Source organism: Thalassotalea sp. G20_0 (assembly GCF_017744175.1).
In the GTDB taxonomy this organism is placed as follows: domain Bacteria; phylum Pseudomonadota; class Gammaproteobacteria; order Pseudomonadales; family Endozoicomonadaceae; genus Endozoicomonas.
Map to the genome: position 1 here is coordinate 106,172 of NZ_JAGHQV010000013.1, position 26,631 is coordinate 132,802.

General features: G+C 46.2%; 18 protein-coding genes and 1 pseudogene. 14 read left to right on the plus strand and 5 right to left on the minus strand.

Annotated elements, in window-relative coordinates; genetic code table 11:
• Positions 1 to 81: 81 nt before the first annotated feature.
• The 12 genes and pseudogenes from thrS to J7438_RS10275 all read left to right on the plus strand — a co-directional run bounded on the left by thrS (position 82) and on the right by J7438_RS10275 (position 16,169).
• A complete protein-coding gene (gene thrS, locus J7438_RS10220; protein WP_209276458.1) occupies positions 82 to 2,004 on the plus strand; it encodes a threonine--tRNA ligase in 1,923 nt (640 codons plus the stop codon).
• Positions 2,005 to 2,108: 104 nt separating this feature from the next.
• Positions 2,109 to 2,651 carry a translation initiation factor IF-3 gene (infC, locus tag J7438_RS10225; RefSeq protein WP_209276478.1) on the plus strand — a complete coding sequence of 181 codons (543 nt, stop codon included), beginning with the start codon at positions 2,109 to 2,111 and terminating at the stop codon, positions 2,649 to 2,651.
• A gap of 164 nt (positions 2,652 to 2,815) precedes the next feature.
• On the plus strand, positions 2,816 to 3,007 hold the full coding sequence (gene rpmI, locus J7438_RS10230) for a 50S ribosomal protein L35 (RefSeq protein ID WP_066018013.1): 192 nt from the start codon (positions 2,816 to 2,818) through the stop codon (positions 3,005 to 3,007).
• Between the two features lie 35 nt (positions 3,008 to 3,042).
• Positions 3,043 to 3,399 carry a 50S ribosomal protein L20 gene (gene rplT, locus J7438_RS10235; protein WP_209201120.1) on the plus strand — a complete coding sequence of 119 codons (357 nt, stop codon included), beginning with the start codon at positions 3,043 to 3,045 and terminating at the stop codon, positions 3,397 to 3,399.
• Positions 3,400 to 3,636: 237 nt separating this feature from the next.
• Positions 3,637 to 4,413, plus strand: coding sequence for a ferredoxin--NADP reductase (locus tag J7438_RS10240; protein WP_209201121.1), 777 nt, complete (start codon positions 3,637 to 3,639; stop codon positions 4,411 to 4,413).
• Positions 4,414 to 4,944: 531 nt separating this feature from the next.
• Entirely contained in the window at positions 4,945 to 7,317 is a 2,373-nt protein-coding gene (locus J7438_RS10245) for a hypothetical protein (RefSeq protein ID WP_209276459.1), read from the plus strand.
• A 383-nt stretch (positions 7,318 to 7,700) separates the two neighbouring features.
• Complete coding sequence (locus J7438_RS10250; protein WP_209276460.1) at positions 7,701 to 9,410, plus strand: RING finger protein; 1,710 nt, start codon at positions 7,701 to 7,703, stop codon at positions 9,408 to 9,410.
• Positions 9,411 to 9,857: 447 nt separating this feature from the next.
• Positions 9,858 to 10,019 (plus strand): transposase, encoded by a 162-nt coding sequence (locus tag J7438_RS10255; RefSeq protein WP_209276461.1) that lies wholly within the window; start codon positions 9,858 to 9,860, stop codon positions 10,017 to 10,019.
• A pseudogene (locus J7438_RS10260) lies at positions 9,979 to 10,333 on the plus strand (IS3 family transposase); the annotation flags it as partial. The gene J7438_RS10255 and the pseudogene J7438_RS10260, both read left to right, overlap by 41 nt.
• Before the next feature lie 802 nt (positions 10,334 to 11,135).
• Complete coding sequence (locus J7438_RS10265) at positions 11,136 to 12,431, plus strand: hypothetical protein (protein WP_209276463.1); 1,296 nt, start codon at positions 11,136 to 11,138, stop codon at positions 12,429 to 12,431.
• Between the two features lie 885 nt (positions 12,432 to 13,316).
• Positions 13,317 to 14,630 carry a hypothetical protein gene (locus tag J7438_RS10270; protein WP_209276464.1) on the plus strand — a complete coding sequence of 438 codons (1,314 nt, stop codon included), beginning with the start codon at positions 13,317 to 13,319 and terminating at the stop codon, positions 14,628 to 14,630.
• A gap of 108 nt (positions 14,631 to 14,738) precedes the next feature.
• On the plus strand, positions 14,739 to 16,169 hold the full coding sequence (locus J7438_RS10275; RefSeq protein WP_209276465.1) for an NAD-dependent succinate-semialdehyde dehydrogenase: 1,431 nt from the start codon (positions 14,739 to 14,741) through the stop codon (positions 16,167 to 16,169).
• Positions 16,170 to 16,409: 240 nt separating this feature from the next.
• On the opposite strand, the gene J7438_RS10280 is transcribed toward J7438_RS10275, so the two are convergent.
• The 5 genes from J7438_RS10280 to sodB all read right to left on the minus strand — a co-directional run bounded on the left by J7438_RS10280 (position 16,410) and on the right by sodB (position 23,014).
• Positions 16,410 to 17,702, minus strand: a complete 1,293-nt coding sequence (locus J7438_RS10280) for an ankyrin repeat domain-containing protein (protein WP_209276466.1) — start codon at positions 17,700 to 17,702, stop codon at positions 16,410 to 16,412.
• 86 nt (positions 17,703 to 17,788) lie between these two features.
• On the minus strand, positions 17,789 to 19,309 hold the full coding sequence (locus J7438_RS10285; RefSeq protein WP_209276467.1) for an ankyrin repeat domain-containing protein: 1,521 nt from the start codon (positions 19,307 to 19,309) through the stop codon (positions 17,789 to 17,791).
• A gap of 138 nt (positions 19,310 to 19,447) precedes the next feature.
• Positions 19,448 to 21,244, minus strand: coding sequence for an ankyrin repeat domain-containing protein (locus J7438_RS10290; RefSeq protein WP_209276468.1), 1,797 nt, complete (start codon positions 21,242 to 21,244; stop codon positions 19,448 to 19,450).
• Positions 21,245 to 21,535: 291 nt separating this feature from the next.
• Entirely contained in the window at positions 21,536 to 21,889 is a 354-nt protein-coding gene (locus tag J7438_RS10295; RefSeq protein WP_209276469.1) for a hypothetical protein, read from the minus strand.
• 543 nt (positions 21,890 to 22,432) lie between these two features.
• Positions 22,433 to 23,014, minus strand: coding sequence for a superoxide dismutase [Fe] (gene sodB, locus J7438_RS10300; RefSeq protein WP_209203023.1), 582 nt, complete (start codon positions 23,012 to 23,014; stop codon positions 22,433 to 22,435).
• 291 nt (positions 23,015 to 23,305) lie between these two features.
• Between sodB and J7438_RS10305 the strand changes: the two genes are divergently transcribed.
• The gene (locus J7438_RS10305; RefSeq protein WP_209276470.1) at positions 23,306 to 24,112 is read left to right on the plus strand and encodes a hypothetical protein; all 807 of its coding nucleotides are present in this window, start codon (positions 23,306 to 23,308) and stop codon (positions 24,110 to 24,112) included.
• A 546-nt stretch (positions 24,113 to 24,658) separates the two neighbouring features.
• Positions 24,659 to 26,631: hypothetical protein (locus J7438_RS10310; protein ID WP_209276471.1), on the plus strand; the 1,973-nt coding region annotated here is incomplete at its 3' end.

Here is a 26,631-nt window from a genome sequence, read left to right on the forward strand (position 1 = left end):
ATGGGTTGGCACGAGCAATAGAACAAGCAGCCTCCGGTACCGGTTGCCACTGTAAATTGATTACAATGTAAGGACTCCTTCATGCCTGTTATTACGCTTCCCGATGGCAGCAAACGTGAGTTTGCTGATGCAGTATCCGTAATGGAAGTCGCCCAGGACATCGGTCCGGGGCTGGCCAAGGCGACCCTCGCCGGTCGCGTCAATGGTGAACTGGTGGATGCCAGCGCCAAAATTGCCGAAGATTCTGATTTATCCATCATTACCACCCGCGATCAAGAGGGTGTGGATGTTATTCGTCACTCTACCGCGCACCTTCTGGCGATGGCTGTGCAGGACCTGTTTCCCGGTGCCCAGGTGACCATTGGGCCAGTGATTGAAAATGGCTTTTATTATGACTTTTCCTACGAGCGCGCTTTCAATATGGACGATTTGTCCAAAATTGAAAAACGCATGGAAGAGCTGGCCAAACAGGATCTCGCTATCGAGCGTGTGGTGATGAGCCGTGAAGAAGCCATCAGCGCCTTTAAAGCCATGGGTGAAGAGTACAAGGTTGAGATTATCAACGACCTGCCCGCCAGCGAAGAGATCTCTGTCTACCGCCAGGGTGAGTGGATGGACCTCTGCCGAGGTCCACACGTGCCTTCCACCGGTAAGTTGAAAGCGTTCAAACTGATGCGGGTTGCGGGTGCCTATTGGCGCGGTGATTCCAATAATGAAATGCTGACCCGCGTCTACGGTACTGCCTGGGAAGACAAGAAAGCCCTGAAGGCCTACCTGCACCGTCTGGAAGAAGCAGAAAAACGCGACCACCGTAAACTGGCCAAGAAGCTGGACCTGTTCCACATGCAGGAAGAAGCGCCGGGAATGGTGTTCTGGCACCCTAACGGCTGGGTGATCTATCAGGAACTGGAACAGTACATGCGCAACAAACAGCGCCTGGCCGGTTATGAAGAGATCAAGACCCCTCAGCTGGTGGACCGCAGCCTGTGGGAGAAGTCCGGTCACTGGGATAAATACGCCGATGGCATGTTTACCACCAGCTCTGAAAACAAGGACATGGCCATTAAGCCCATGAACTGTCCTTGCCACGTGCAGGTCTTTAACCAGGGCCTGAAAAGCTACCGTGACCTGCCGTTGCGACTGGCTGAATTTGGTTCCTGCCACCGTAACGAACCATCTGGTTCCCTGCACGGCCTGATGCGGGTGCGTGGCTTTGTCCAGGACGATGCCCATATTTTTGCCACGGAAGACCAGATTCAGTCAGAAGTTTGTGAGTTCATCGACTTCCTGCACAGCGTTTACGACGATTTCGGTTTTGCCCGTGAAAACCTGATTTACAAGCTGTCTACCCGCCCTGAAAAGCGCGTAGGTTCCGACGAAATCTGGGATAAAGCCGAAAAAGCCCTGGCTGAAGCCCTGGATGCCCAGCAGTTGCCATGGGATGAACTGCCCGGTGAAGGTGCTTTCTACGGACCAAAGATCGAATTTTCCCTGAAAGACTGTATTGGCCGGGTGTGGCAATGTGGCACCATTCAGGTGGATTTCTCCATGCCGGGTCGACTGGGTGCGGAATATGTGGACGAACACGGAGAGCGCAAAACGCCGGTTATGCTGCACCGCGCAACCCTGGGATCCTTCGAGCGCTTTATCGGTATTCTGATCGAGCATTATGAAGGTGCCATGCCGGTTTGGTTGGCTCCCATGCAGGCTGCTATCCTCAATATCACTGATCGTCAGGCCGATTACGCCAGAAAATTGGAAAAAAACCTCTCTGAACAGGGCATCAGGGCAAAAGCGGACTTGAGAAACGAGAAAATCGGCTTTAAAATCCGCGAGCATACCTTAATGAAGGTTCCTTATCTGCTGGTGATCGGTGATAAGGAAATGGAAGACAATACCGTGGCGGTCCGTACCCGCACCGGTGAAGATCTGGGCGTAATGTCCATCGAAGCGTTTCGGGAACGCCTGCAGGCCGATGTCCTCAAGCGTGGTCGCACTGCCTGAGTGGCTGTGCCGCTTGCCGATGCACTTCGAGAACACTGTTCCGGGTTGCCTGATGGTCTGGCAGCCCAGGAGCTTATTATGTTGCTTACACAGGAGATACAACCATCAGACGCAACAGCTTCCGTGATCGTCGCCCAGTAAAGGCTCCGATTAATGAAAATATCCGTGCAAAAGAGGTCCGCCTCATTGGGGCCGACGGAGAACAGGTCGGTGTAGTTGATATACGTGATGCGTTAGGCATGGCCGAGGAAGCGGGGCTGGATCTGGTTGAGATCAATGCGACCAGTGAGCCGCCGGTCTGTAAGATCCTGGATTATGGTAAGCACCAGTACGAATCGAAAAAACAGAAGGCTGCGGCCAAGAAAAAGCAGACTTTGATCCAGGTGAAAGAAATCAAGTTTCGCCCGGGTACCGAAGAAGGGGATTATCAGGTAAAACTGCGCAACCTGATACGTTTCCTTACTGAGGGCAACAAGGCGAAGGTCTCCCTTCGTTTTCGTGGTCGTGAGATGGCTCACCAGGAGCTGGGCATGGAACTGATGAAACGGGTTGAAAAAGACCTGGAAGAAATCGGAACCGTTGAACAGCATCCGAAAATGGAAGGCCGTCAACTGATCATGGTGATTGCCCCTAAAAAGAAGAAGTAATTAAAAAAACGGCGTTTGGGTTTGGTGTTCGTTGAAGGTATCGGGTCTGGCCGTTTTTTTTAGTGCTTCGTGCCGGTTGATGGCTTCGGCTTTTGGCGGCAGTATTTTTAATTGTCCCGACGCTGGTTTCGCAGATCAGTGGTCGCGAATGCGGAGTGTTTTTCATGCCAAAGATGAAAACCAACAGTGGAGCCGCGAAGCGTTTCAAGAAAACCGCTTCCGGTTACAAGCGTAAAGGTGCCTTCAAGAGTCACATCCTGACCAAGATGACCACCAAGCGTAAGCGTCAGCTGCGTGGTACCTCACTGGTATCTCCGGCCGATCAGGGTCTCGTTAAGCGTATGCTGCGCGACTAATCGCTTTTTTGATCATTTTACAGGAGAGATAATTCATGGCACGTGTTAAGCGTGGCGTCATTGCGCGCCGTCGTCACAAGAAAGTTCTGAAGCAGGCTAAAGGTTATTACGGTGCACGTTCACGTGTATTCCGCGTAGCCAAGCAGGCAGTTACCAAAGCGGGTCAGTATGCTTACCGCGACCGTCGTCAGCGTAAGCGTCAGTTCCGCGCTCTGTGGATTGCCCGTATCAATGCCGGTGCTCGCATGAATGGCCTGTCTTACAGCCGTTTCATCGCAGGTATGAAGAAAGCGGCTATCGAAATTGACCGTAAGGTTCTGGCTGATCTGGCCGTTCACGACAAGGTGATTTTTGGCCAGCTGGTGGAAAAGGCGAAAGCTGCTCTGGCTTAAGTTTTTATACCGGTTTGTATGAGGGAGACCTGCTTTTGCGGGTCTCCTTTTTTTTGTTTGTTATTCGTTCAGACTCATTTCCTGTTAGCAGAGAATGAGGCCAGCATTTTTTCCCGAATTTTGCTAAAGTTACCTCTGGTTTTAAGGTCGCTGATAAAAAGGACCTGGCTCCACCGTCGGATATGGATTCCGAAGTCATCTTTGGTAAGGACGCAAACAACGAAAAAGAAGCAAAGTATGTCAGCATTTAATCAAGAAACCGTGTTAACCGTGAAGCATTGGAATGATACTTTGTTCAGCTTCACCACCACCCGTGACTCATCGCTCAAATTTCATAATGGCCATTTTGTCATGCTGGGCCTTGAAGTGGATGGGAAGCCGTTGATGCGGGCATACAGTATCGCCAGTGCCAACTATGAAGAGCATCTGGAGTTCCTTAGCATCAAGGTGCCTGATGGGCCTCTGACTTCCAGGCTTCAGCATTTAAAGCAGGGGGATTCCGTGCTGGTCAGTCGCAAGCCGGTGGGTACCCTGGTGGTGGGTGATTTGAAGCCTGCCCAGAATCTGTTCCTGTTTGCCACCGGTACAGGTCTTGCGCCGTTTATGAGCATTATCAAAGATCCTGAAACCTATGAGCGGTTTGAGAAGGTCATACTTGTTCATGGCGTTCGTTACGTCAGTGAACTGGCTTATCACGACTACCTGCTGGATGAATTGCCTCACCATGAATACCTGGGAGAAGAGATTCGTCAGAAGCTGGTCTACTACCCAACGGTTACCCGCGAGCTTTTCAGAAATACCGGTCGACTGACAGATCTGATTACCAGTGGTCGGTTATGCAATGACCTGGACCTGCCACCACTGAACCCACAAACCGATAAAGCCATGATCTGTGGCAGTCAGGCCATGCTCAATGATACCTGTGATATTCTGGACAGCCTCGGCTTTACTGCATCGGCTCATACCGGAGATGTGGCTGATTATGTGATTGAAAGGGCTTTCGTTGACAAATAATTATCTGATAGTACTTTTGTCCGGTTAAAAATCCGGTTGAGTCTGAAAGTGCCTGTCCTTAATGGTTAAAATAGTGGTTATCCAGGCGGCTATTTTAAAAACCAAAGGGTAGGCATAAATCACACTGCCGCAATTCCCATCAGCTGTTTCCTGCCAATAAATTTCACATTACTTAAGTAGCTAACCATATGGAATCATATATTTCTGACTCCTTGTGCCGGCACTCTGCTTCGTTACAACTCCGGTCACATAGCTACGGCTATGCTCTCTCCGTTGTGCCTCGCATAGTACCAGCCCAGGTAGCCAGAAATATTCGATTCCATATGGCCAGCTACTTACAACAAGCTGTTATATCTATAGAGCTTAATTACAGAACTACACTAAGAGGGTCTAACTCGAACAAAGAACTGTAATATGGATTCCCAAATTTCACCTGAATGCACTTACGCTGCCTCGGGTTCACATGAACCCCTGCTACCCGAACAACAGTCTGCTGATCAAGCGACCACTGTATTCAATCCGAAGCGAGCATTGAAACGCAGTAATGAGGAATGTTGTGTAAGAAAAACAAGCAGTCTGATCAATCTAAAAGAGATAAAAGATTCTCTTCATGCAAGACTTTGCCAGCGTTCAACCAGTAACCAGATGGTATGTGGGTTACGAATACCGTCATCACGACCTCAGCAGAAAGATATATCCCCCCTTCCTGTAGAGATATCTATTGAACAAGTAACGCTTAATGATCAGCCTGCGACAACAGGAAAATCCCGAATAATCAAAGACGAAAAATCAGAGCCTGAAAAGGATCTGGAAATCGGCCGTCTGGAAATAATAAATAGCCTTCAGGCAATCATAAAAGGAGAAGGAGTTTGGGAAAAAATCACACATTCATTGATCAGGTGCTGCGCTGACCTGGAACAAGGGGAAGAAGATGAAGAGTGGCTTGATTACATGTGTTTAAAAATTCAGGTAATTGATGAAAATCCCAAAAAATACTGGAACTATTACCCCAGAGCATTACGCTCCATCATCCAGGAGATAATCTACACAACGCTAAAGACAATTCATCGCTATATAGGATCAATGCCAGACGTAAATCCTGAGCATCTGGATAATCTGAATAATGGGATACAGCAGATGTTAAAGAAATATTACCAAAGGTTTGGTGAAGAATGGTTCTGTCAGATTTTAAATCCTGGCACTTACATGAAAAGAACCATGACTCATCCTTCGCAATACAGTGTCATACCCTGGTATCACTATGAGGTTATTCCCAAAACCCTAACCAGGCTACTCGCTCCAACCTCAGCAACGTTAGCATACCTTCCTGTTTTATGGGCACTGAAAAACGAGGAAAAGGCGATAGAAGTAGCCCTTGGCTTTGATGCACAAGCCATACAGGAAATGGCCGGGAGAAAAGAACAACAACGGCTTCTTAAGTTGTTCACTCATCGTCCGCTGGGTGCACTCCTCTCGTCAGTCAACTCTATGGAAGGATTTACAAACTTTGGTAACACCTGCTTTGCCGCCGTTTCGATCTGGCAAATTCTGGTTTCACGCTATATTTATTTACTTGCAGCTTCCTTGCATCCAGAGGCGGCTGAGGGTGCCCCCGATACTGCGCTGAATCACAATGAAGGGTATATATCCCCAGGCCCGGGAAAAAAAGCAATTCCACTGAAAAAACTCACTCCTGAAGTATGCCTGACATTAATCAAAAACGCGTCAGACATAAAAGTAAAAAAACTACTTTTAACGGATGCGCTCAGAAAATGTCTGATCACTATGGAAAACCAGCATTTAAAAAAACAGTACTCGAAAATGCAAAAAACCTATGAGCTGTTGTTAACGTTATGCTCCGCTTGTGCTTCTGATAATATTTTCATGGGCTTTGAAAATTTCCATGAAAATTATGTAGATTATATAACTACCCGACTCCTGCTGCAGGCAGAAAACAAAAAAAACACAGAGAGTTTGTTCTCTCAAGAATTTGATCAGGATAATGAACTACCGGTTTTACCCCTGAGCAAATTACCACCCCAGGATTCAGCCGAGTTTTTAGCACCACTATTAAAATTGGTTATCCCCGCAGAGCAGCTGAAAAAATGTGCATTCAGGGTTTTAACCGAACGGCAGATTATGAGGGACTCCGATATATTAATGATCACTGATGACCCACGGACAACTCCCGTGAACACCTCCGGAGTCTCTCAGATAGAAGATATAGTTCAACCTGACACGTTGATTTATTCCGTCTCGGTTTCTCCTGAGCAGGCTGAAAGAGATGATTTATCCATTCAAATGCTTCTGGATGATGCGCTTTCCCTGAAAGGTATACCTGACAATGAGCACCAGAAAATAACCATAAATTGTAATAATTTCAGACATGCAATCAATAACCTCCCGGACACTCTGTCCAGGGCAAAAGAGACGGGCACAGGAGACCTCCTATGGGATGTTCTTCAAGAGCGGCAGGTACTATTGGTGGAAGATGTTCCGGAGGTGATCACTGTTCAGCTAAAGATGCTCTCCGATCCATGTGACCGGGCAAAATTTGCGGAAAAATTAGCCCATGATGTCACTCAGGATTTTCAGTTAACCTGCAGAAAAGCCAGTCCTGACGCCTCTCTTCCGCCAGAAGACGTTATCCAAAGGTACAGAATTGTAGCCAAAGTGTTTTATGTTGAGGACAGAGATGTAAGAACACGTCACTACCGGTGTTTGATAAATGGCAGGGACCGGTTACCAGAGAATGATGAACAACCGGTGATTGATCAAGTTGTTATGGATGATCAAAGGGTATTCATCGCACCGCAAAATCAGGAAGACTTATATCAGCTCGGTATTCTCTGTATGTTTACCGCTGAAAAAACCGATGTGACTGCTATGGAAGAACCGGGATAACAACAAAGTCCCCTGTTGATAACCACTAATCCGCCATGGACGTTTATACCAGCTGCGCAACTGGTACGTATAGCCCTATAATAATCTCGCAGAGCTGGATGATAAACGTAAAGAGTGAAAGGTTTTTAAAACCAAGGTGCCGAAGTTGTACGAGCTTTCTGACAGGTCAAAAAAACACATAATCTAATTTTCAACTATTCTTGAGCGTCATTAAGAACAATGATTAAGCCTTTTAATCAGGCTGAGTTCCGGGTGATGAATGGACTGGAAATAAATGGAACTTTATTGCTTATTTCACTGTTCTTAATGTAGACGACAGTATCAATCCGGAATAGCTTGTCAACAATATTAAAATCTAACTGCCTTTATTGAGGATGTAGATTATGTCAGTTTCATATCTTTCGGTATGTCAAGCCCTGAAACACCATTGTACAGTTTGTCTGGATTCTGTTGATCCTTTCAATTTTCCTGGCGAAAAAGAACTCACTAACTCATTTCTGGAAAAATATGTGTTTGTCCTGGATAAATGCAAACACCTGATGCATTTGGATTGTTTTCGGAAATGGCAAGACCACTGCCGGGATCTGTCTGAACGAGACCCCAGCCTTCCGTTAGTAACTTGTTGTCCTACCTGTAAAACGGAAGTTAAGAAGGAGCCGGAGAATAAGAGGGTCCTTAGTAGCTTCGCTTTTGACTGCTGTGAAAAAGCCGAAACCCGGGACCCAAAACCCTCGTTACTGGAAACACCTGTGAAAATTACCCCCCAGATTTTGGATACCGTGAGGCCTTTTATGGACGAAGCGGTAAGTACCAACAACTTTCCCGCAATGTGGCAACTGAAAAGCCGATACAATATCACACTAAGTGCAGCGCAATTAAAAGAGGTTTTGTGGCAATCGCTACCACAATCTTTCCATGTGTATGTAACACCCTTTGTCAATAATAAAATTCGAATGGCTCTGGATTTAATGACCCATGATGAGGCCTCAAAATGGGTTGTTTGTGATTTTCTGAAGGAAGTGTTTGAGAAAGATGGTCAGTTGGAGACGACGGTCAAAATATTGTTAGACTCAAAAATGCTTAGTGAAAGCGCACTGAAAGCGACACTGAACTACTTTATTTCAAGAGGCAAGTTCCATGATGCAAGAATCATGAAAGAGCAATATGGAGTCTCCATTAATAGTCCGAAATTGAAGCAAGAACTGACTAAAGCTTATAAGTCGGGAGCAGGTAGGTGTGTGCTGGAACGCATCTTGAGCCTATATGATAAAGATGACAAGCCTTGCATAGTAACCCTGCGTGATATTTTAAAAATCGCTGCGATGCAGCCGGAGGATTACTCTCCGGAGCTTCTTGGTCAGAATCGTAGCAAATTTTTTGACAAATATATGGAGTTTATCAATACACTGCTGAGTCACGGTGTTGAGGAACAAACTGCCGTTGATGCCGCAATGTCAAAAGCCGTCAGTACTCTTCGTTCCCAAGGTTTAAAATGGGCTGGCGAATTGAAGACCAAATATGGGGCAAAGATGGATCCTGCAAAGCTCAGAGTGGCGATGGATAAGGCGGTAGATAAAGAAAATCTTTTCCTGCTTGAACTGATAGCCCCTTTGTTCACCAATGGTAAAGACGCCGATGAGGCGAATATCATGTCTCTGGAAAAGCTGGCAAGCAAACCCAATCAGTATTTTGGTGGATATCGTGATGCAAAAGAAACCTTGACAGAACAACTGGAAAGAATCGGTAATTGGAGTCAGCACGCTGTCAATACACTCATTAAAAAAGCTGTAGAGGGCAGTGATTTTTTCTGGGCTGATGAGCTGCACAGAAAATATAATGCACATATTGATCCTGAGGTATTTAAAAATCATATTCTGAAAGAGGCCAATTTTGTAAAAAAACATGGACACAAAAGACCTGATAGTCTTGCCAAGTTGTTCTCCCCCTTACCATTTATCAAACCTGACAATCCCGGTTTGCTCAATGCCATTCAAGAGGTTGTTGGCCAAATATGTGGGATGGAGTATTTTCCTTTGCAGCAATTTATTGTCAGTAATCTGATGGATTTAAAAGATAAGATTCACTCTTCCTAGATTAAAGTTTGATAGGTAATAGTTTGAAAATGACAGGAGTCATAAACGGTTCCTGTCATAAGAATGTCCCATGTAATCGAAAATTAATATTTATTTTGAGGGAAGTACCATCTCTACAGCCTCCCGGTCTTGTGAACACTTTTTGATGATTTCCAGAATCACCAAGCATCCAGAAACGCTGTTCAACAGACCATAAACCGGTCTTATACAGCTAACAAATATCTTCTTATGCATTGATTTTCCATAACTTTGCCGTTCTTATCTGTACCAGGAGAGGGAACCGGCCATGACAGAAAACAGGATTACCATGCGTAAGCTTCTAGAAATACTCCGGATGCCGTTTGGCAGCCAACTCAGCTTCCGACAAATTCCCGCAGTGAAGTGGCTATAGTTTTGCGGACACACAGACTCGGGTAATATCAAAGCCCCTTAATAAGATGTGTCCAGATGTCAGAAAAGAAAGTCAAAACCTATAAGGCAGAGTTCAAGGAATCAGCTGTAAAACTGGCGGTAGAATTTGATCAGCCAGTAACTGATACCGCCAGAGATCTTGGTGTTAACGGCAACACTGGTGACGGACTCGCTGGAAATGGTGCTGTGGGAGCGTAGAGCGCTGACAGGTCTGTTGGTTCATAGCGACCCGGGGGAGCCAGTACGTCTCAGATCGTTATCAACAGCTTCTCAGCGACCATGGTTTTATATGCAGCATGAGCCGCAAAGGGAATTGTTGGGATAATGCAGTGGCTGAGAGCTTTTTCCATACTCTGAAGACAGAACTCATTCATCATGAGGACTTCCGGACGCGGGAAGAAGCGCATCAGGAAATTTTTGAGTATATCGAAGTGTTTTATAACCGTCAGAGAAAGCACTCGACTAATGGCGCACCGTTCGTGTATGAACAAAAACTTGCCAAGGCAGCGTAAAAAAGTGTCCGGAAAAGTCTTGCTATATGAGTCGTGAATAATATCATACGACGGTCGTTACCTATAATAGGTGTAAATCGATACATTAATATAACAATGTCGAAGAACTGGATAAAAATAAAGAGCGAAAGGTTTTAAAACTGATTGAGTAATGTCGTACAAGCTTTCTGACAGGCCAAAAAAAAACACATAATCTAATTTTCAACTATTCTTGAGCGTCATTAAGAACAATGATTAAGTATTTTAATCAGGCTGAGTTCCGGGTGATGAATGGACTGGATATAAATGGAACTTTATTGCTTACTTCACTGTTCTTAATGTAGACGACAGTATCAATCCGGAATAGCTTGTCAACAACATTAAAATCTAACTGCTTGTATTGAGGATGTAGATTATGTCAGTTTCATATCACTCGATATGTCAAGCCGATAAACACAATTGTACAGTTTGTCTGAGCACTGTTATACCTTACAGTTTGCCTGTTGAACCAAAAAATATTCACTCCTGGCAAGACAAAGATGTGTTTATCTTAGCTAAATGCAAACACCTGATGCATATGGATTGTTTTCAGAATTGGCAAGAGCACTGCCAGGATCTGTCAAAACGAGACCCGAGCCTTCCGTTAGTAACTAGTTGTCCTACCTGCAAAACGGAAGTTAGGAAGGAGCCGGAGAACAGGATGGTCTATAGTCTTCTTTGTTTGGAGCACTGTGATAAAGCCGAAACTCAGGATCCAAAACCTTCGTTTCTGGAAACACCTGTGCAAATACCCCCCCAGAGTTTGGATGCCGTGAGGCCTTCTATGGACAAGGCGTTAAGTGCAAACAACTTTTCCGCAATGTGGCAACTGAAAAGCCGATACGGGATCACACTCAGTGCCGCTCAATTAAAAGAGCTTTTGTGGCAATCACTACCACCATCTTTCCATTGGTATGTAGCACCCTCTGCCCATAATAAAATTCGAATGGCGCTGGATTTAATGACCCATGATGATGCCTCTAAATGGGTTGTCTGTGATTTTCTGAAGGAAGTACTGAAAAGAGGCCAGCCGGAGACGGTGGTCAAGCTGCTGGTAGACTCACAAATGCTTAGTGAAAACGCACTGAAAGAGACATTTAATTACTTTATTTCAAAAGGCAGGTTTGATGATGCAAAAGACATTAAAGAGCAATATGATGTCTCTATTAATAGTGTGAAATTGAAGGAAGAACTGGTTAAAGCTTATGAATCAGGAAAAGGTACCTGGGATCTGAAACACATCTTGAGCCTGTACGACAAAGATAACATGCCTTGCATAGTGACCCTGCGTGACATTTTAAAAACCGTTGCGATGCAGCCACAGGATGACTCCCCGGAGCTTCTTGGTCAGAATTATAGCAATTTTTTTGACAATTATATGGGGTTTATCAACACGCTGCTGAGCCATGGTGTCAGGGAACAAATGGCTGTTGATGTCGCGATGACAAAAGCCGTCAGTACTCTTTCTCACAAAGGCTTGAAATGGGCTTACGAATTGAAGACCAGCTACCAGGCAAAGATGGATCCTGCGAAGCTCAGAGTGGCGATGGATAAGGCAGTAGATCTGAACAAACTTTTCCTGCTTGAACTGATAACTCCTCTGTTCGCCAATGGTAAAGACGCCGAGGCGGCGATTATCGGGTCTCTGGAAAGGCTGGCAAGCAAACCCGATCAGTATTTTGGTGATTATCGTGATGCAAAACAAACCTTGAAAAAACAACTGGAAAAGTTCGATTGTTGGAGTCTGAAGGCTGTCAATACACTCATTAAAAGAGCTGTTGAGAACAATGATTTTTACTGGGCTGATGAGCTGAACAGAAAATATAATGCCTATCTGGACCCTGAGACACTTAAAAATCATATTCTGAAAGAGGCCGAATATGTAAAAAGAAGAGGATACACCCAACCTGATTATCTTGCCGATTTGATCGCCCCCTTAAAATTAATCGAGCGTGATAATCCCGGTTTGCCCAATGTCATTCAAGCGGCTGTTGACCAAATATGTACAATGGAGAGTTTTCCCTTGCAGCAACGTGTCGTCAATGAGCTGATAAAATTCTCGGACAATCTCCCGGGTTAAATTTTGATATGTAATGGTTTAACAATGGCAGGAATCATGAGCTGTTCCTGCCATACTTAAGTCCCATGTAATAGAAAACTAATATTTATTTTGAGGAAAATACCACCCTTACCTTTTAGACTTGTGAATACATTGTCCGATAACGTTTTACTGAGAAGCTGAGTGTTTTCATAACTCAGCAGCAGGAGCGCATTGTTCAACTTCAGGGATAAAGCTTCTGGAAAACGAAATCACTCGTTCGAAAAAGCTGAATCCAAAGCCGGAGAAAAAGCCCAACCATCATACTAAACGACAAAATACCAAACTGGATAGTCCACCTGTTACTGAATATTTCGTGATCACTCCGGATTCAATTCCCGAGATTGGCTCAGGAAATCGCGAGTGCTGAAAAGTGGTCGTCTAGTGGATCAAATTCGGCTTTTTGAATGCATTCTTGTCAACAGCATAGAAAACTGGCTTCAAAAACTGAGGGTGTAAATTATGTCAGTTTCATATCTCTCGATATGCCATGCTAGAAAACACGAGTGTTCAGTTTGTCTGAACTCCATTACTGATTACCTGTATCCTGATGAGGTATCCAGCCACTCCTGGCGAAATAAATATGTATTTATCTTATCGGGATGTAAGCACCTGATGCACAGGGAATGTTCTGATAACTGGGATAGACACTGCCGGGATCTGTCTGATCGGGACCTGAGCCTGCCGTTTGTTCCTACCTGTCCTGCCTGTAAAACGGAAATATCTGAGGGTAATCTGGCGAAAAACAGGCTGGATTGTGATTTTCCTCTGGATAGTGAAAAAGCCGAAACCAAGGACCCAAAACCATCGTTCCTGGAAACACCTGTGAATACTGCCCCTCTGACCCTGGATGCCGTGAGGGTGCTTATGGACGAGGCGGTAAGAAGAAATAACTTTCCTGCAATGTGGCAACTGAAAAGCCGATATGGAATCACACTCAGTGCCGCTCAATTTAAGGACGTTTTATGGCAGACACTGCCACAATCTTTCCATGAGTATGTAATACCCTCTGCTGAAAATAAAATTCGGATGGCGCTGGATTTAATGACCCATGATGATGCCTCTGAAAGACTTGTTTCTGATTTTTTGCAGGAAGTATTGAAGACAAAAGGCTATCCGGAGGATGTGGTCAACCGACTGGCTGAATCAAAAATACTCAGTGAAAACGCGCAGAAAGAGGCTTTTGACTTCTTTGTTTCAACAGGCAGGTTCGATTATGCACAAGCCATGAAAGAGCAATATGGCATCTCTCTTAATGGTGCGCAATTGAAGGAACAACTGTTTAAAACTTATGAGGCCAAAAAAAACTATCAGTTGCAACGTATCTTGAGTTTATACGATAAAGATAACAAGTCTTGCACAGTGATCCTGCGTGAAGTTTTAAAAACCGTTGCGATGCAACCGCAGGATTACTCTCCGAAGCTTTTTGATCGGAGCTATGGCAATTTTTTTGACAACTATATGATATTTATCAACACACTGCTGAGTCACGGTGTCAGGGATCAAACTGCCGTCAATGCCGCAATGACGAAAGCCGTCAGTACCCTGGGTTCTCACGGTTTAGAGTGGGCAGGCCAGTTGAAGACCAATTACCAGGCAACGATAGATTCCGAAAAGCTCGAAGTGGCGATGGATAGGGCAGTAGATGAACGCCAGTTTTTTCTGCTTGAACTGATCTTCCCTTTGTTTGCCTGTGATGACACCGACACGGCGAATAGCAGGCTTCTGGAAAAGCTGGCAAGCAAGCTTGATCCGCGTTTTTACTACATTTATCGTATGGCCAAAAACGCCTGTCAACAACGGCTGGCAAGCAGTGGTTGTACGAGCCAGAAGGCTATCGATACACTCATAAATAAAGCGATTGAGAACAAAGATATTCCCTGGGCAAGTGAGCTGAACAGCAAATACAATGCTTATCTGGACACAAAGATGTTTAACCATCATATTTTGGATCAGGTCGGTGATTTAAAAAGATGTAAACACACCGATCCTTGCTTTCTTGATGATTTGATCACCTCCTTACGCTTTGTCAAAACCGACAATCCCGATTTGCCCGGTACCATTGAAAGGATGGTTGAACGCATACGCAAGATGGAGAAATTTCCCTTGCAGCAACATGTTGTCGATAAGCTGAGGAGCTTTGCAGAAGACATTCAAACTCCATTGATGGTAAACAATTAAAACACGGTTTTTGTCACTGCTTCCGAGGCACGTTTGGTTTACTATTGAAGGGATCAAGAACTATTCCTGCCATAATAGGTTGTCGTGTAAGTAGAGAGGTACTGGCGGATGGATAACATCAAAAATACATCATTGCTCAGTATTCTGTGTGAGCCCGGAGAGCTCACTCTGGCCATTGATAATCCTGCTGATGGCTCGGTGGTGGGCTATATCCCTTTGCAGTCTGAAACAGAGATTGACGAATGTATCAGAAAGTCCCGCCTGGCTCAGAAACTCTGGCAAAAACGACCCGCAAAAGAGCGCTCACATTTTTTGTACCGATGGTATGAACTGGTGATGGAAAATCAGGCTGACCTTGCCCGGTTGATGACCCTTGAGCAGGGTAAACCCCTGGCTGAATCGATGGCTGAGGTGGCCTATGGTGCCTCTTTTATCCAGTGGTTTGCAGAAGAAGGAAAGCGGGCATACGGCACGACTATTCCCGCACATACGGAAGACAGGCGACTGATGACCATCAAGCAGCCTGTCGGTGTGGCTGCGGCCATCACCCCATGGAACTTTCCCATTGCCATGATTACCCGTAAGGCGGCACCTGCACTGGCTGCCGGTTGCAGCTTTATTGTCAAGCCTGCCAATCAGACGCCACTCTGTGCCTATGCGGTTGTAGAACTGGCCAGACAGGCGGGTATGCCAGAAGATCTATTGCAGGTTGTTGTGCATCATTCACCGGAGAAGGTCGGTGATATCTTTACCCGTCATCCGATGATCAGAAAGTTATCATTTACCGGTTCTACCCGGATCGGGCGACAGCTGATCGCCCAGTCGGCTGAAACCATTAAAAATACCTCGATGGAGCTGGGCGGAAATGCCCCGTTTATCGTCTTTGACGATGCGGATATTGATCAGGCCGTACAGGGCGCTATTGCATCAAAGTTCCGTAATGCCGGTCAAACCTGTGTCTGTGCCAACCGGTTTTATGTGCACGACGCTGTTTATGATCAATTCGTCAGCCGGTTTATTGAGGCTGTAAAAAATATCAAGGTTGGCAATGGGCTGGAAGAGGGTGTCCAGATTGGACCGGTTATTGACGCACTGGCAAAAGAACGCATTCTCCAGAAAATCAATCTGGCTGTCGGGCAGGGCGCAACCATCGCTACGGGAGGGGAATCCCTGGATGGATGTTTTGTTGAGCCTACGGTTCTGACCGATGTTCAGCATTCCATGAGCTTTCTCCGGGAAGAGCTGTTTGGCCCTGTTGCCCCAATAGTGCGATTCAGCAATGATGAACAGCTGATACACCAGGCCAATGATACGGTTTATGGCCTGGCAGCCTATTTTTACAGTCGGGACATTACTCGTATCTGGCAGGTGGCCGAGGCTCTGGAATATGGCATGGTGGGAATTAATGAAGGCATTATTTCCACAGAGCTGGCACCTTTTGGGGGAGTTAAACAGTCTGGGTTTGGTCGGGAAGGTGGACAGGAAGGTCTGGAAGAGTACCTGGAAACCAAGTACCTCTGTTTTGGGGGGATTAATTAATATCCGGGTCAAGACAACGTTCTATGTGGGCTCATTAGCATGGAATAAATTATCCAAAAAGCCTGTTTCCAGTCGTAACGTCAAGCCAGAGAGAGTGGATCTTCAGATAAATCCAAGTCCGGCCAGGCAGGACCAAATCCAGACAAAACCGACTGACGATCATTCATCTGGATTCTTTGTTCTGGTTTGCCATACTGACAGGTTGGCAATATCACACATAATCTTTAACCTTGGAGTTGGTCAGGTTTTACTTTGCCCTAATAAGCTAATCACTGTTCCATGGCCATAAACAGCTTTTTCAATATTGGCACCCCTGGAAATCAGCTTCTCGATAAACGAAAAGTATGTTGAATCGGTTTTTGGTAACATGGCAATATGGCATAAAGCGGTCATGCCCAGTGAGTCCTGAGCATTAACGTCGAGTTGAGGACAATTTAATAAAGATTCAATGACTGGTTTGTAGGGGTTGCAATAATCAACGGATTCATTCTCATCAAGATATTTGCTGTAGCAATCAATGGCTATTTGAAGGGGTGTTTTTTTTTCCAGACCCAGCGCATTGACATCTTGCTTTTTTATTAAAAATTCGATAATCCATTGACTTCTTTGTTTGATGGCATAAATCAGTGGCGTTTCTCCACTAATACGCAGTTCGTTGATATTGAAGTCTGTACGATTCGTCAATGCTTCCAGTAGTGCTAGTTCATTGTATTTGATAAGTGTCTTTAACAGGTTTTCTTTCAGGCTAATGCTTTGGAGTGTTTCTAACTTTAATTGTATTTTTTTGCGAAGCTGGCATCGCTCTGCAACTCTTGGGATTTCATGTTTGCTTTCATTTAGCTTGGAAATTAATGTAATTAACCGGTAAACAGACATACCAAAAACCTCATTTTTTAGAAGTGAGAGTTTCGCTGTATTATTTAAGCTCCACACTTCATATATCACCATGGCAAGTCGTGGTCCTTTGCTTAAGATGCATGAGTAGAGTTCACAATGTCTGATACTTTTGTCGGGGTGAAAATATTTTGATAATATGTTCAATATATGGATTGAATTGTGAACATCCAAGTCATGATCCATCTTTAATAAGCCGGTTAACAGAAATCTGAATGCTATTTTTTCATTATGAGTTATATCACTTTTATCGTTGTGCTTGGCAATAATGGATTCCATGAATTTCCCGATATCTGATAATGTTTTGAAGGGGCCTGTATCCCAGAGGGCCATTTGTATATCTATTGAATAAATTTTGTTAATGTTTTTACAGAACTCCAAGGCATGGCTATTTAGTTTCTCAAGAAAGTAATCGGTTTGAGCCAGAATTGGCAATACATGGATCAGTTCAATATTCCTTAGATTAATGGGAATGCTGAGACTATTTTCACTGAAGCGGGCAGGGCTCTGATGGTAAATTTTCAGCATTTCATGTTTTAAATTAGGTGGCAGTAAGTTTCCGGTGCTTTCCTGAAAAACAACATTATGATCAGTGGCAAACAGGTAATTGGTAATACGATTACTTTGCGGGATATTCATGACTGCTTTCTTACCGTGGAGTCTGTGTTTATGGAACTGAAAAAGGACGTTAAATGTTCAAAAACGGAGTTCCACCATTTCATTGCTCACTGCAGCGGGCAGGGCGATGGATTATCCACTGCCCTACTTTCAGCAAGGAGTTTTGCACAAGCGGTGTAGCCGTAACTGGTAGCCAGGGTGAGAGCCGTCGAACCTGCGTTAGTTTGCTCATTGATCTGTATACCTGAAGCAGCCAGTAACATCTTGACGATCTCTGTGTTGCCATTGTTGGCAGCCTGATGCAGAGCAGTCCAGCCTTTGTTTGTCTTCTCATTGACATCGATGCCGTCAGCATCCAGTAACAACTTGACAATTTCTGTGTCACCTCGATAGACAGCTAAGTGAAGAGCCGTGTCGCCGGAAGTATTCCCAACGTCGACCAGGATTCCGGAAATGTCCAGTAATGCCTTGACGGTCTCTGTGTGGCCACAGCAGGCAGCGATGCGAAGAGCTGTATAGTCATGGTAATCAGTGGCATTGACATCCACTCCCCTGGTTTCAATCAGCTTTTTAAGGCCTTTGGTATAGCCCTTGGCAGCGGCGCTATGCAGTGGTTTTATGTCTGTCTCATTGGTGGTATGGAGGTAACTGAAGATGATCCTGCCAATGAAATTTTTCATAGGATTGTCAATGTTATTAGTGCTCCATACGGTATGAAGATCCGCTCCTTTATTCACCAGAATGTACCGTATCTCAATATTTTCCGTCAGGACAGCAATATACAAGGCTCCGTAAAGATCTTTCGCGCCCTTGCTAATCAATAGTTCAAGGCACTGTGTTTTCCTCCATCTGGAGGCTTCGCGCAAAGCACCGTCAAGGTCGTTTGCTCCCATGTTGATCAGGGGTTCAAGGCACTGCGTTTGACCCTGCCGGGCGGCTTCATTCAAGGCGTTATCAAGGGCTCGTTGGCTGGGTTGGGTGCTGTTCAGGTATTCAAGGAGTTCGGCATTGCCCTCCCGGACAGCGGTGTGCAGTACGTTATCGATATTCACTCCAGCCCCGGTCAGCAGCATTTGCAAGTCAATGGTGTGGCGCTGCCGGGTGGTGGTATTTTGCAGAGGAGTCTCACCATCGTGACCAGCGGCATTAGCATCAGCATGGCAGTCGACCAAGGCCTTGACGCAATCTGTATGGCCGTAATTGATAGCGACAGCTGTCGGGTGTTCAGGATGACCGGTGAGTGCCGAACGGTAAGTCCGGTTTGCCAATGTCTCATCTTTGGCCAGCAGTATTTTCAGCGTTTCCAGATTCCCGGTACGACAGGCATTAAGCATCGGGGATTCACAATAGGGCGATTCGTCGCCAGGGACTCTGCTACCATCCAGAGGAACCAATGGCAGCGCCGGTTGCATGCATTGACTGTATTGGCGTTCATCAAGCTTTTTTATCTTCTGCTGATCACTCTCCAGCCATCGGGTGATGCATTCCAGGTGGAAAACGTGAGACGCCGGGCAAGGGGCTTTGACCAGTAAATGCCCGCCATGTTGTCCTCTGATATGCCTGTCGTCGCCTATACAGTTAGAGCAATTAAAGGAAAAATCTGTGGTGTTGCCGCTGACGCTGTGCATGGCTGAAGCTTACTGTACGATAAGGGTTGTGGTTAGGACAAACATCGATAGAGAAAATTCCTTAAAACAGTATTTTGAACGAGGAGTTTTTAATTAAGCTGTTTTAGCCGTTTAATTAATAATCCCGAATTTTATCGCTCATAGTAGATGGCAGAACGGTGGATTAATTGCCCCATTATCAACAAGAAGTTCCTTACTGGCGGTGTGACCAAACCTTGTAGCCAGGCTCAGAGCCGTATCGCCATTTTTATCCATCTCATTGACCCGGATGCCGACAGCGGCCAGTAACGCTTCAACGGACTCTGGACAGCCGTATCTGGCAGCGAGGTGGAGAGCCGTCCAGCCATTGGTATTTGTTTCATTGACGTGGATACCCGGAGCCTGCAGTAACGCTTTGACGGACTCTGGATGATTGTATCTGGCAGCGAGGTGGAGAGCCGTCCAGCCATCGTGATCTTTCTCATTAACCTTGATACCGTCAGCTGCCAGTAACGCCTTGACGGTCTCTGTGTGGCCATTCCAGGCCGCCATGTGGAGAGCCGTCCAGCCATCGTGATCTTTCTGATTAACCTTGATATCGTAAGCAGCCAGTAACGCCTTGACAGTCTCAGTGTGGCCTCGGCGGGCCGCTAAATGGAGAACCGTCCAGCCATCTTTATTCCTGGCATTGGTATTGATGTCGTTAGCGGCCAGCAAGACGTTGACGATCTCTGTGTTGCCATTGCGGGCAGCCAGGTGGAGAGCCGTATAGCCGAGGCTATCAGTGCTATTTATAGCCACTCCCCCGGTTTCAAGCAGCTTTTCTACGCATCCGCAATGCCCGTTGGCAGCGGTGATGTGCAGCGGCGTTTGACCTTCCGCATCGGTGTCGTTGATGTGTGTCGGATCGTTCAGGAGATTGAAAAATTCCCAGGAACCTTCTCTGGCAGCAGTGTGCAGTACGGTAGTAATATTTGCTCCTTGTTGGGTCAGAACAACCTGGCCCGCGACGTTTTCCGTCAGAACAGCAATGTAAAGTGCACCGTTAAGGTCGTTCGCTCCCTCTGTGATCAGAATATCAAGGCACTGTGTATGCCCTCGCTCGGCGGCAGCGTAAAGGGCACCGTTAAGGTCGTTCGCTCCCGCTGTGATCAGGATTAAAAGGCACAGCGCTTGCCCCCGTTCGGCGGCATCGCGCAGGGCGGTATTAAGGGCAGGTTGGCCGGGTTTGGTGCTGATCAGGTATCGAAGGAGTCGAACATTGTCCTCCCGGACAGCGGTGCGAAGTACGTTATTGATATTCGCCCCGGCCCTGATCAACATGTCGACGACCTCGGAGCGGCCCTTCCGGATGGCGATACGCAGGGGCGTCTCACCATTGTGACCAGCGGCATTGACATCGGCACCGGCCCTGATCAACATGTCGACGACCTCGGAGCGGCCCTTCCGGATGGCGATACACAGGGGCGTCTCAGCATTGTGACCAGCGGCATTGACATCGGCACCGCAGTCGATCAGAGCCCGGGCACAATGATAATGGCCGTAATTGATGGCGACAACTAACAGGTGTTCAGAATGACCGGTGAGCACCGAACGGTAAGTCCGGTTTGCCAGGGTCTCGTCTTCGCGCAGTAACATCTTCAGTGTTGCCAGCTCTCCGGTACGGCAGACATTAAACATCACGGACTCACAATAAGCTGATTCGTTGTCAATGACGTTGCTCCTGTCCAGAAGAAGTAATGGCAGTGCCGGTTGCATGCATTGACTGCATTGGCGTTGATCAAGTCTTTTTATCTTCTGCTGATTACTTTCAAGCCATTCGGTGATGCACTTCAGGTGGAAAACGTGGGATGCCGGGCAAGAGGTTTTGACCAGTGAATTCCCACCAGTTTGGCCTCCGATATGGCCGTCGTAGAAACAAATAGGACAATTAAATGCGAAACCTGCCGCGTTCATTGCTTTGCCTGCTTTATGACTCAATTGTGGGTAGGACAAAAATCAGCAGAGAAAATTCCATAAAACAAAACTTGGAACAAGACGATTGTTGTTCAAATCCCTAAGTCAGGCACAAGCCTAACCGTTTTGCACCGGGCAAAGAAGGTTGTTCACCAGAATTCAATGGATGGCAATCACAAACATTTGGCAGCAATTAAAAGCCCTGATTCATAAAGGCAGCCAGTGGAATAGACAGCCCAACGCGGTAATTGCTCCTATCCAAAAGTGAGTGAAATTGCGCCCCGGTTTTGTTCAATGCTTCGGTTGGTTAGTAACAGGAATACTGTTGGATCTTTTGCTTATAGGCTCTTCTGATCCAAGGATTATAATTTTAAGATCCTTATAATGTTTATCGTTATAACCGTTTTGGCAGAGCGTATTAATGGCTGCGCCAACAAGACATCCAGCACCACTATAAGCGACTACAGAATGCCCCAGGAAACAACCCGCAGCACAGCCCAGTAAACATCCCGTGTCGCTGTAATCAGTATTTCTTATCGACCAGGGTTTACTGCATTCTGTTTGTGTGGGATTTGTCGTCTGCATATTACTTATCCCAATACTCTTGCGAACCGTAAAAATAGATGAAACATTCACTAAATCCATTTTGCAGGTCTTCAGATTCATTGAGGTTAGTACAGAGTTTGCTCTGCGCCAGCTTGCTATCTATTTCTATCCAAACCTGCAAAGCAAAGGTCGCTCTGCTCTTAATGCGTAGGCTATGGATGGAAATACAGGCTCCTGGCAGCATTCTCAGGTTAGCCAGATTCCCGGTACGGCAGGCATTGAAAATCAGGGTTTCACAATTAAGGTGATTCGTCATCAAGGGCCAAGAAGAAGATTGCCGGGAACAGAGTGTTTCTGGTTACCGTGTAATGAAGGCACTTCAGTGATGAAAAGTCCGGGGATGTAATCTGCACCTAAGCCGGAGCCACGACCTTGCTTTTCCCAAGTGGAATATTTTCTTTCCGATCTGGAATTAAGGAAAGTTGCTATTATCTCTTTTCAGTATTTTAGATACCGCCTGATAAGCGTTCTTATCAGGCGGTATAGACTCCTGTCTCGGAAATATTTCCTAACTCAACAGGTTTATTTGCCAATTGGTCAGGTTTGTTTCCCTACTTAATTGGCTATCGGACAGTTGACTGATCAAGCCGCAAGGTTAGCCGCAACAAATTCCCAGTTCACCAGGGCCCAGAAGCCTTTCAGGTAGTCTGGGCGCACGTTACGGTAGTCGATGTAGTAAGCGTGCTCCCACAGGTCGCAGGTCAGCAGAGGCTTCTGGTCGCCAGTGATTGGTGTGCCGGCGTTGCTGGTGTTGACGATTTCCAGGGAACCGTCGGTGTTTTTTACCAGCCAGGTCCAGGAGGAACCAAAGTTGTTAACGGCCATGTCAGAGAATTTGGCAACAAACTCATCATAAGAGCCAAAGGCTTTGTCGATAGCTGCTGCCAGTTCACCGGAAGGCTTGTCGCCACCATTGGGGCTCAGGCAGTTCCAGTAGAAGGTGTGGTTCCATACCTGGGCAGCGTTGTTGAAGATGCCGCCTTCAGATGTCTTGATGATCTCTTCCAGGCTCTTGTTTTCCAGCTCGGTGCCTTCAACCAGACCGTTCAGTTTGACAACGTAAGTGTGGTGATGTTTGCCGTAATGGTAATCCAGAGTTTCCCTGGAGATATGTGGTTCAAGGGCATTGCGCTCGTAGGGCAGCTCAGGCAGTTGAAAAGCCATTTGTGTTCTCCCGCTGTGGTTGGAATAGTATCGTTCAGAGACCTGATTTTTCGCAAAGCGATAGTAGCACCGTGGCTACTACGAATCCATGTGGAATGTATCTTGAGGTTTGCCGCAGAAATTTCAAGTCCAACGTACTCCTTTACGTTGAATAAAAAGGTTGGGGGCAGGATTTCTTTCTTCTACAATAGTCCCTCATTTTTTCTGAACAGCCAGGAGCCGGGAACACCGTTTCGTCCGAGTCTAAAAAATACACAAATTGATCGGTGTTTTTGATGGAAAGCAGTGAGTATGCAAGAGGATAACAAGATTTATCAGTCAAACCAGGACTTATCCATAACCGCTGACCAGCGTCCTTCCAGGCAGCGTTCTGCAGGCTCCAGGCCAAAAAGTTTCAGTAAATCCGCAGCCACCGGTAAAAGCAGCGGTGCGGGCTATCTGGTCTCGGGTGTTCTGTTTGTGCTTCTGGCCGGTGTTACTGCTGGCGGTTACTGGCAGGTGACTGAGCTGCAGAAGGCCCTGAAGGAGACCCGGCAGGAGCTTCAGGCAACCCGGGATCAACTGGGCCTGGTAACCGGGCAGGTTTCTCAAACCGGTGAGTCCATTAACCAGAGTGACTCCATCTTCCGCTCAGAACTTAAAGAAGTGAACTCGGAAATTCGTAAGCTCTGGGATGTTGCTAACAAAAGAAACCGTCAGTGGATTAATGAGAATAAAGATAAGATTGACCAGGGGGCGAAGAAAGTAGACCTTGCTGTCAAACAGTTTGATGCAGCTAAAAAGTCCTCTGAGCAGGCGGTCTCAAAGCTGAATGAGCTGGACCAGGTCATTAAGGCAGTGACCGCTGAGCAGCTGGTTGCCAATTCGGATATGGTTAGCCGTGTTGAAGCACTGAAAGCTGAAATTGATGGTTTGATGAGCACTTTATCTGCACAACAGAGTGTCGAGCAGCAAATAAAAGCCTCTGCGCAAACCCAGGATGAACTCAGTAAAAAGCTGGGCGCTTTCCAGAGCCAGGTCTCCCTGCGGCTGCAACAGCTGGAAAACACCCTGCGGGATCTTGGGAATCCGAAAGAGAAGGGGCTGACAATTCAGTAGTGGTTAGCTACTTAAAGCTCTGAAAAGAAAAAGGCGGTGAGCATGGACTATTTTGGTTTATTTATCAGGCTGCCAACCACCGCAGGACTGCATGGATGCAGGTACCAGGAGGCTGACCGAGAATAGCGCCCGTAGCGAGGATGGCAGAAAATTGAGGATAAAAATTCGGTTTTGTGAGGTGAATAGCGGGGCTATTTGCCGAACAAAAGCGGATTTTCAGACCAATTTGCTGCCGCCGCAGTAGGGCAGACTATTCTCGGTCAGCCTCCTGGCCCGGATATTTTCAGACTAGTCAAAAAAATGTACTGAATAAATTTTTAAAAGGTTGTTGTTTGATAATTTAAAAAAAAATGTTCAATCTGTCTCGTTTTGTTGATAACTGTTCTGAGTTTTCGTTTAAAGACTAAATAAGCCCTTCTATTCTGCTAGCCTGAAATTAAATAAGTGTAATCATGGATTAATCAGACTCCAGCAACCGGATCTGATGATGTTTTTTCAACTGATTGCCTGCTGATAGTTAAGGACAACAAACAGTCAGGACAGGTTATGAGTAATGTCAATGGGCCAAGAGGAACCAGCTTTTCAACACCGCCAGAATTCCTCCGGGATGATCATCAGGAAACTGCCAAGGAAAAAGAAAAAGGCGATATAAGCTCTAAACCCCATAGATATGTCCAGTCTGTCAGGGGAAGAAGATTACATGAGGTTCCAGGAAAACCATTTAGTGCCAGAAGTATTCGCACGGTTCCTGTTCTTGATATAAAAATCAGGGGATTGCTAAAGTCTGATCATTTTCGGGATGTGGAAAAAGCATTAAACAGTGGTGGTGATATAAAGGCTGACGGTCGAAATCTACAGTCAGATCTGGATGAAGTTGAGAACATATTAATAGATATTCAAACCAAGTCAGCAAAAAAAGAAGTAGATCTGGATGCTGATTTCTCAGCAAAGCTAAAAAACCACCTGAATGATCTTAAAAGAATTGATTTGAGCAGCCCCAAAGAGCTTGCACAAATCATTGTTTCATCAATGGATGATATCCGGGATTGGCATTTTAACGCAGGCTACGACAAAACGTTAATTACAGGCAAACAACTGATTGATTCCGAAGGAAAGCTTAGAGATATACTCAGCAATTACAGTGTTGGAAATCCGGGAGTAACAAAGCAAGAAGTTATTGCTCCAGTCAGGGATAAGGTATCAGGTGATGAGTCGCACCCTGTGACTCCTGCTTCAGCGGATGACCAGACAACATCAGCCGGGCGCAGAGGTACCGCCTTGATCAGGCCGGATGGTGAGAAAACACCGACCGTAATCAGTGACGATACCTTGATCTCGACAAATGGGCATGATATGCCTGCGGTGACCTCTAAGGCCACAGATGAAGATGGTAAATCAGGTTATAAGTCTGACGTTACTTCTTCTGTATCTCCAGTTGACAAAAAAACTGAAAAGAGCCCGGTGTCGCGGGGAGTGTCCAATGCAGGCACTCAGGCCTTACCGGTTCCTGATGGCTCACCCGGGTCGATGTCTGAAGGGACTGGAAACAGTCTGGTTTGGGGTGAAGCTAAGGAATCAGGCGGTGGTTCTGACGCTATTTCTCCTAAAGCTCCAGTTGATAAAAGAACTGAAACCAGTCCAACGTCCTCAGCGCGGCGGGGGTCCACTACAGGCACTCAAACCATACCGGTTTCTGATTCACCCGGGCCGATGCCTGAAGAGACTGGAAAAAGTCCGGATGTGAATGAAACCGGGAAACCAGATAATAGTTCTAGTGTTACTTCACTTTTACCCTTAGCTGACCAAGGAGCTAAAGCCAGTCCAGCGTCCATAGCGCGACGTTCGTCCACTACAGGCACTCAAACCTTACCGGTTCCTGAGTCAGACGGGCCGATGCCTGAAGAGACTGGAAAAAGTCCGGCTGTGAATGAAACCGGGAAATCAGATGATAGTTCTGACGTTGATTCTCTATCGTCTCCAGATGACCTGGGAGCTGAAACCAGTTTAACGTCATCAGCGCGGCGGGCCTCCTCTGCTGGCACTCAGACGGATCCTGATAACTCGATGCCTGAAGAGACTGGAAACAGTACGGTTGTAGATGAAGCTAAAGAATCAGGTGATGGTTCTGACGCTACTTATCCCTCATCTTTAGTTGATCAAGGAACTGAAACCAGTCCAGAAACACTCGGGGCGTCCAGTACAGGCAGTCAGACCACATCGGTTCCTGAGTCCCTCAAGCCGATGCCTAAAGGGACTGGAACAAGTCCGGTTGGGGATGAAGCCAAGGAATCAGGTGAGAGTTCTGACATTGCTTCTCTTTCATCCTCAGTTGACCAGGGAACTGGAACCAGCTCAACATCCATAGCGCGGCGTGCGTCCACTACAGGCACTAAAACCTTACCGGTTCCTGAGTCAGACGGGCCGATGCCTGAAGAGACTGGAAAAAGTCCGGCTGTGAATGAAACCGGGAAATCAGATGATAGTTCTGACGTTGATTCTCTATCGTCTCCAGATGACCT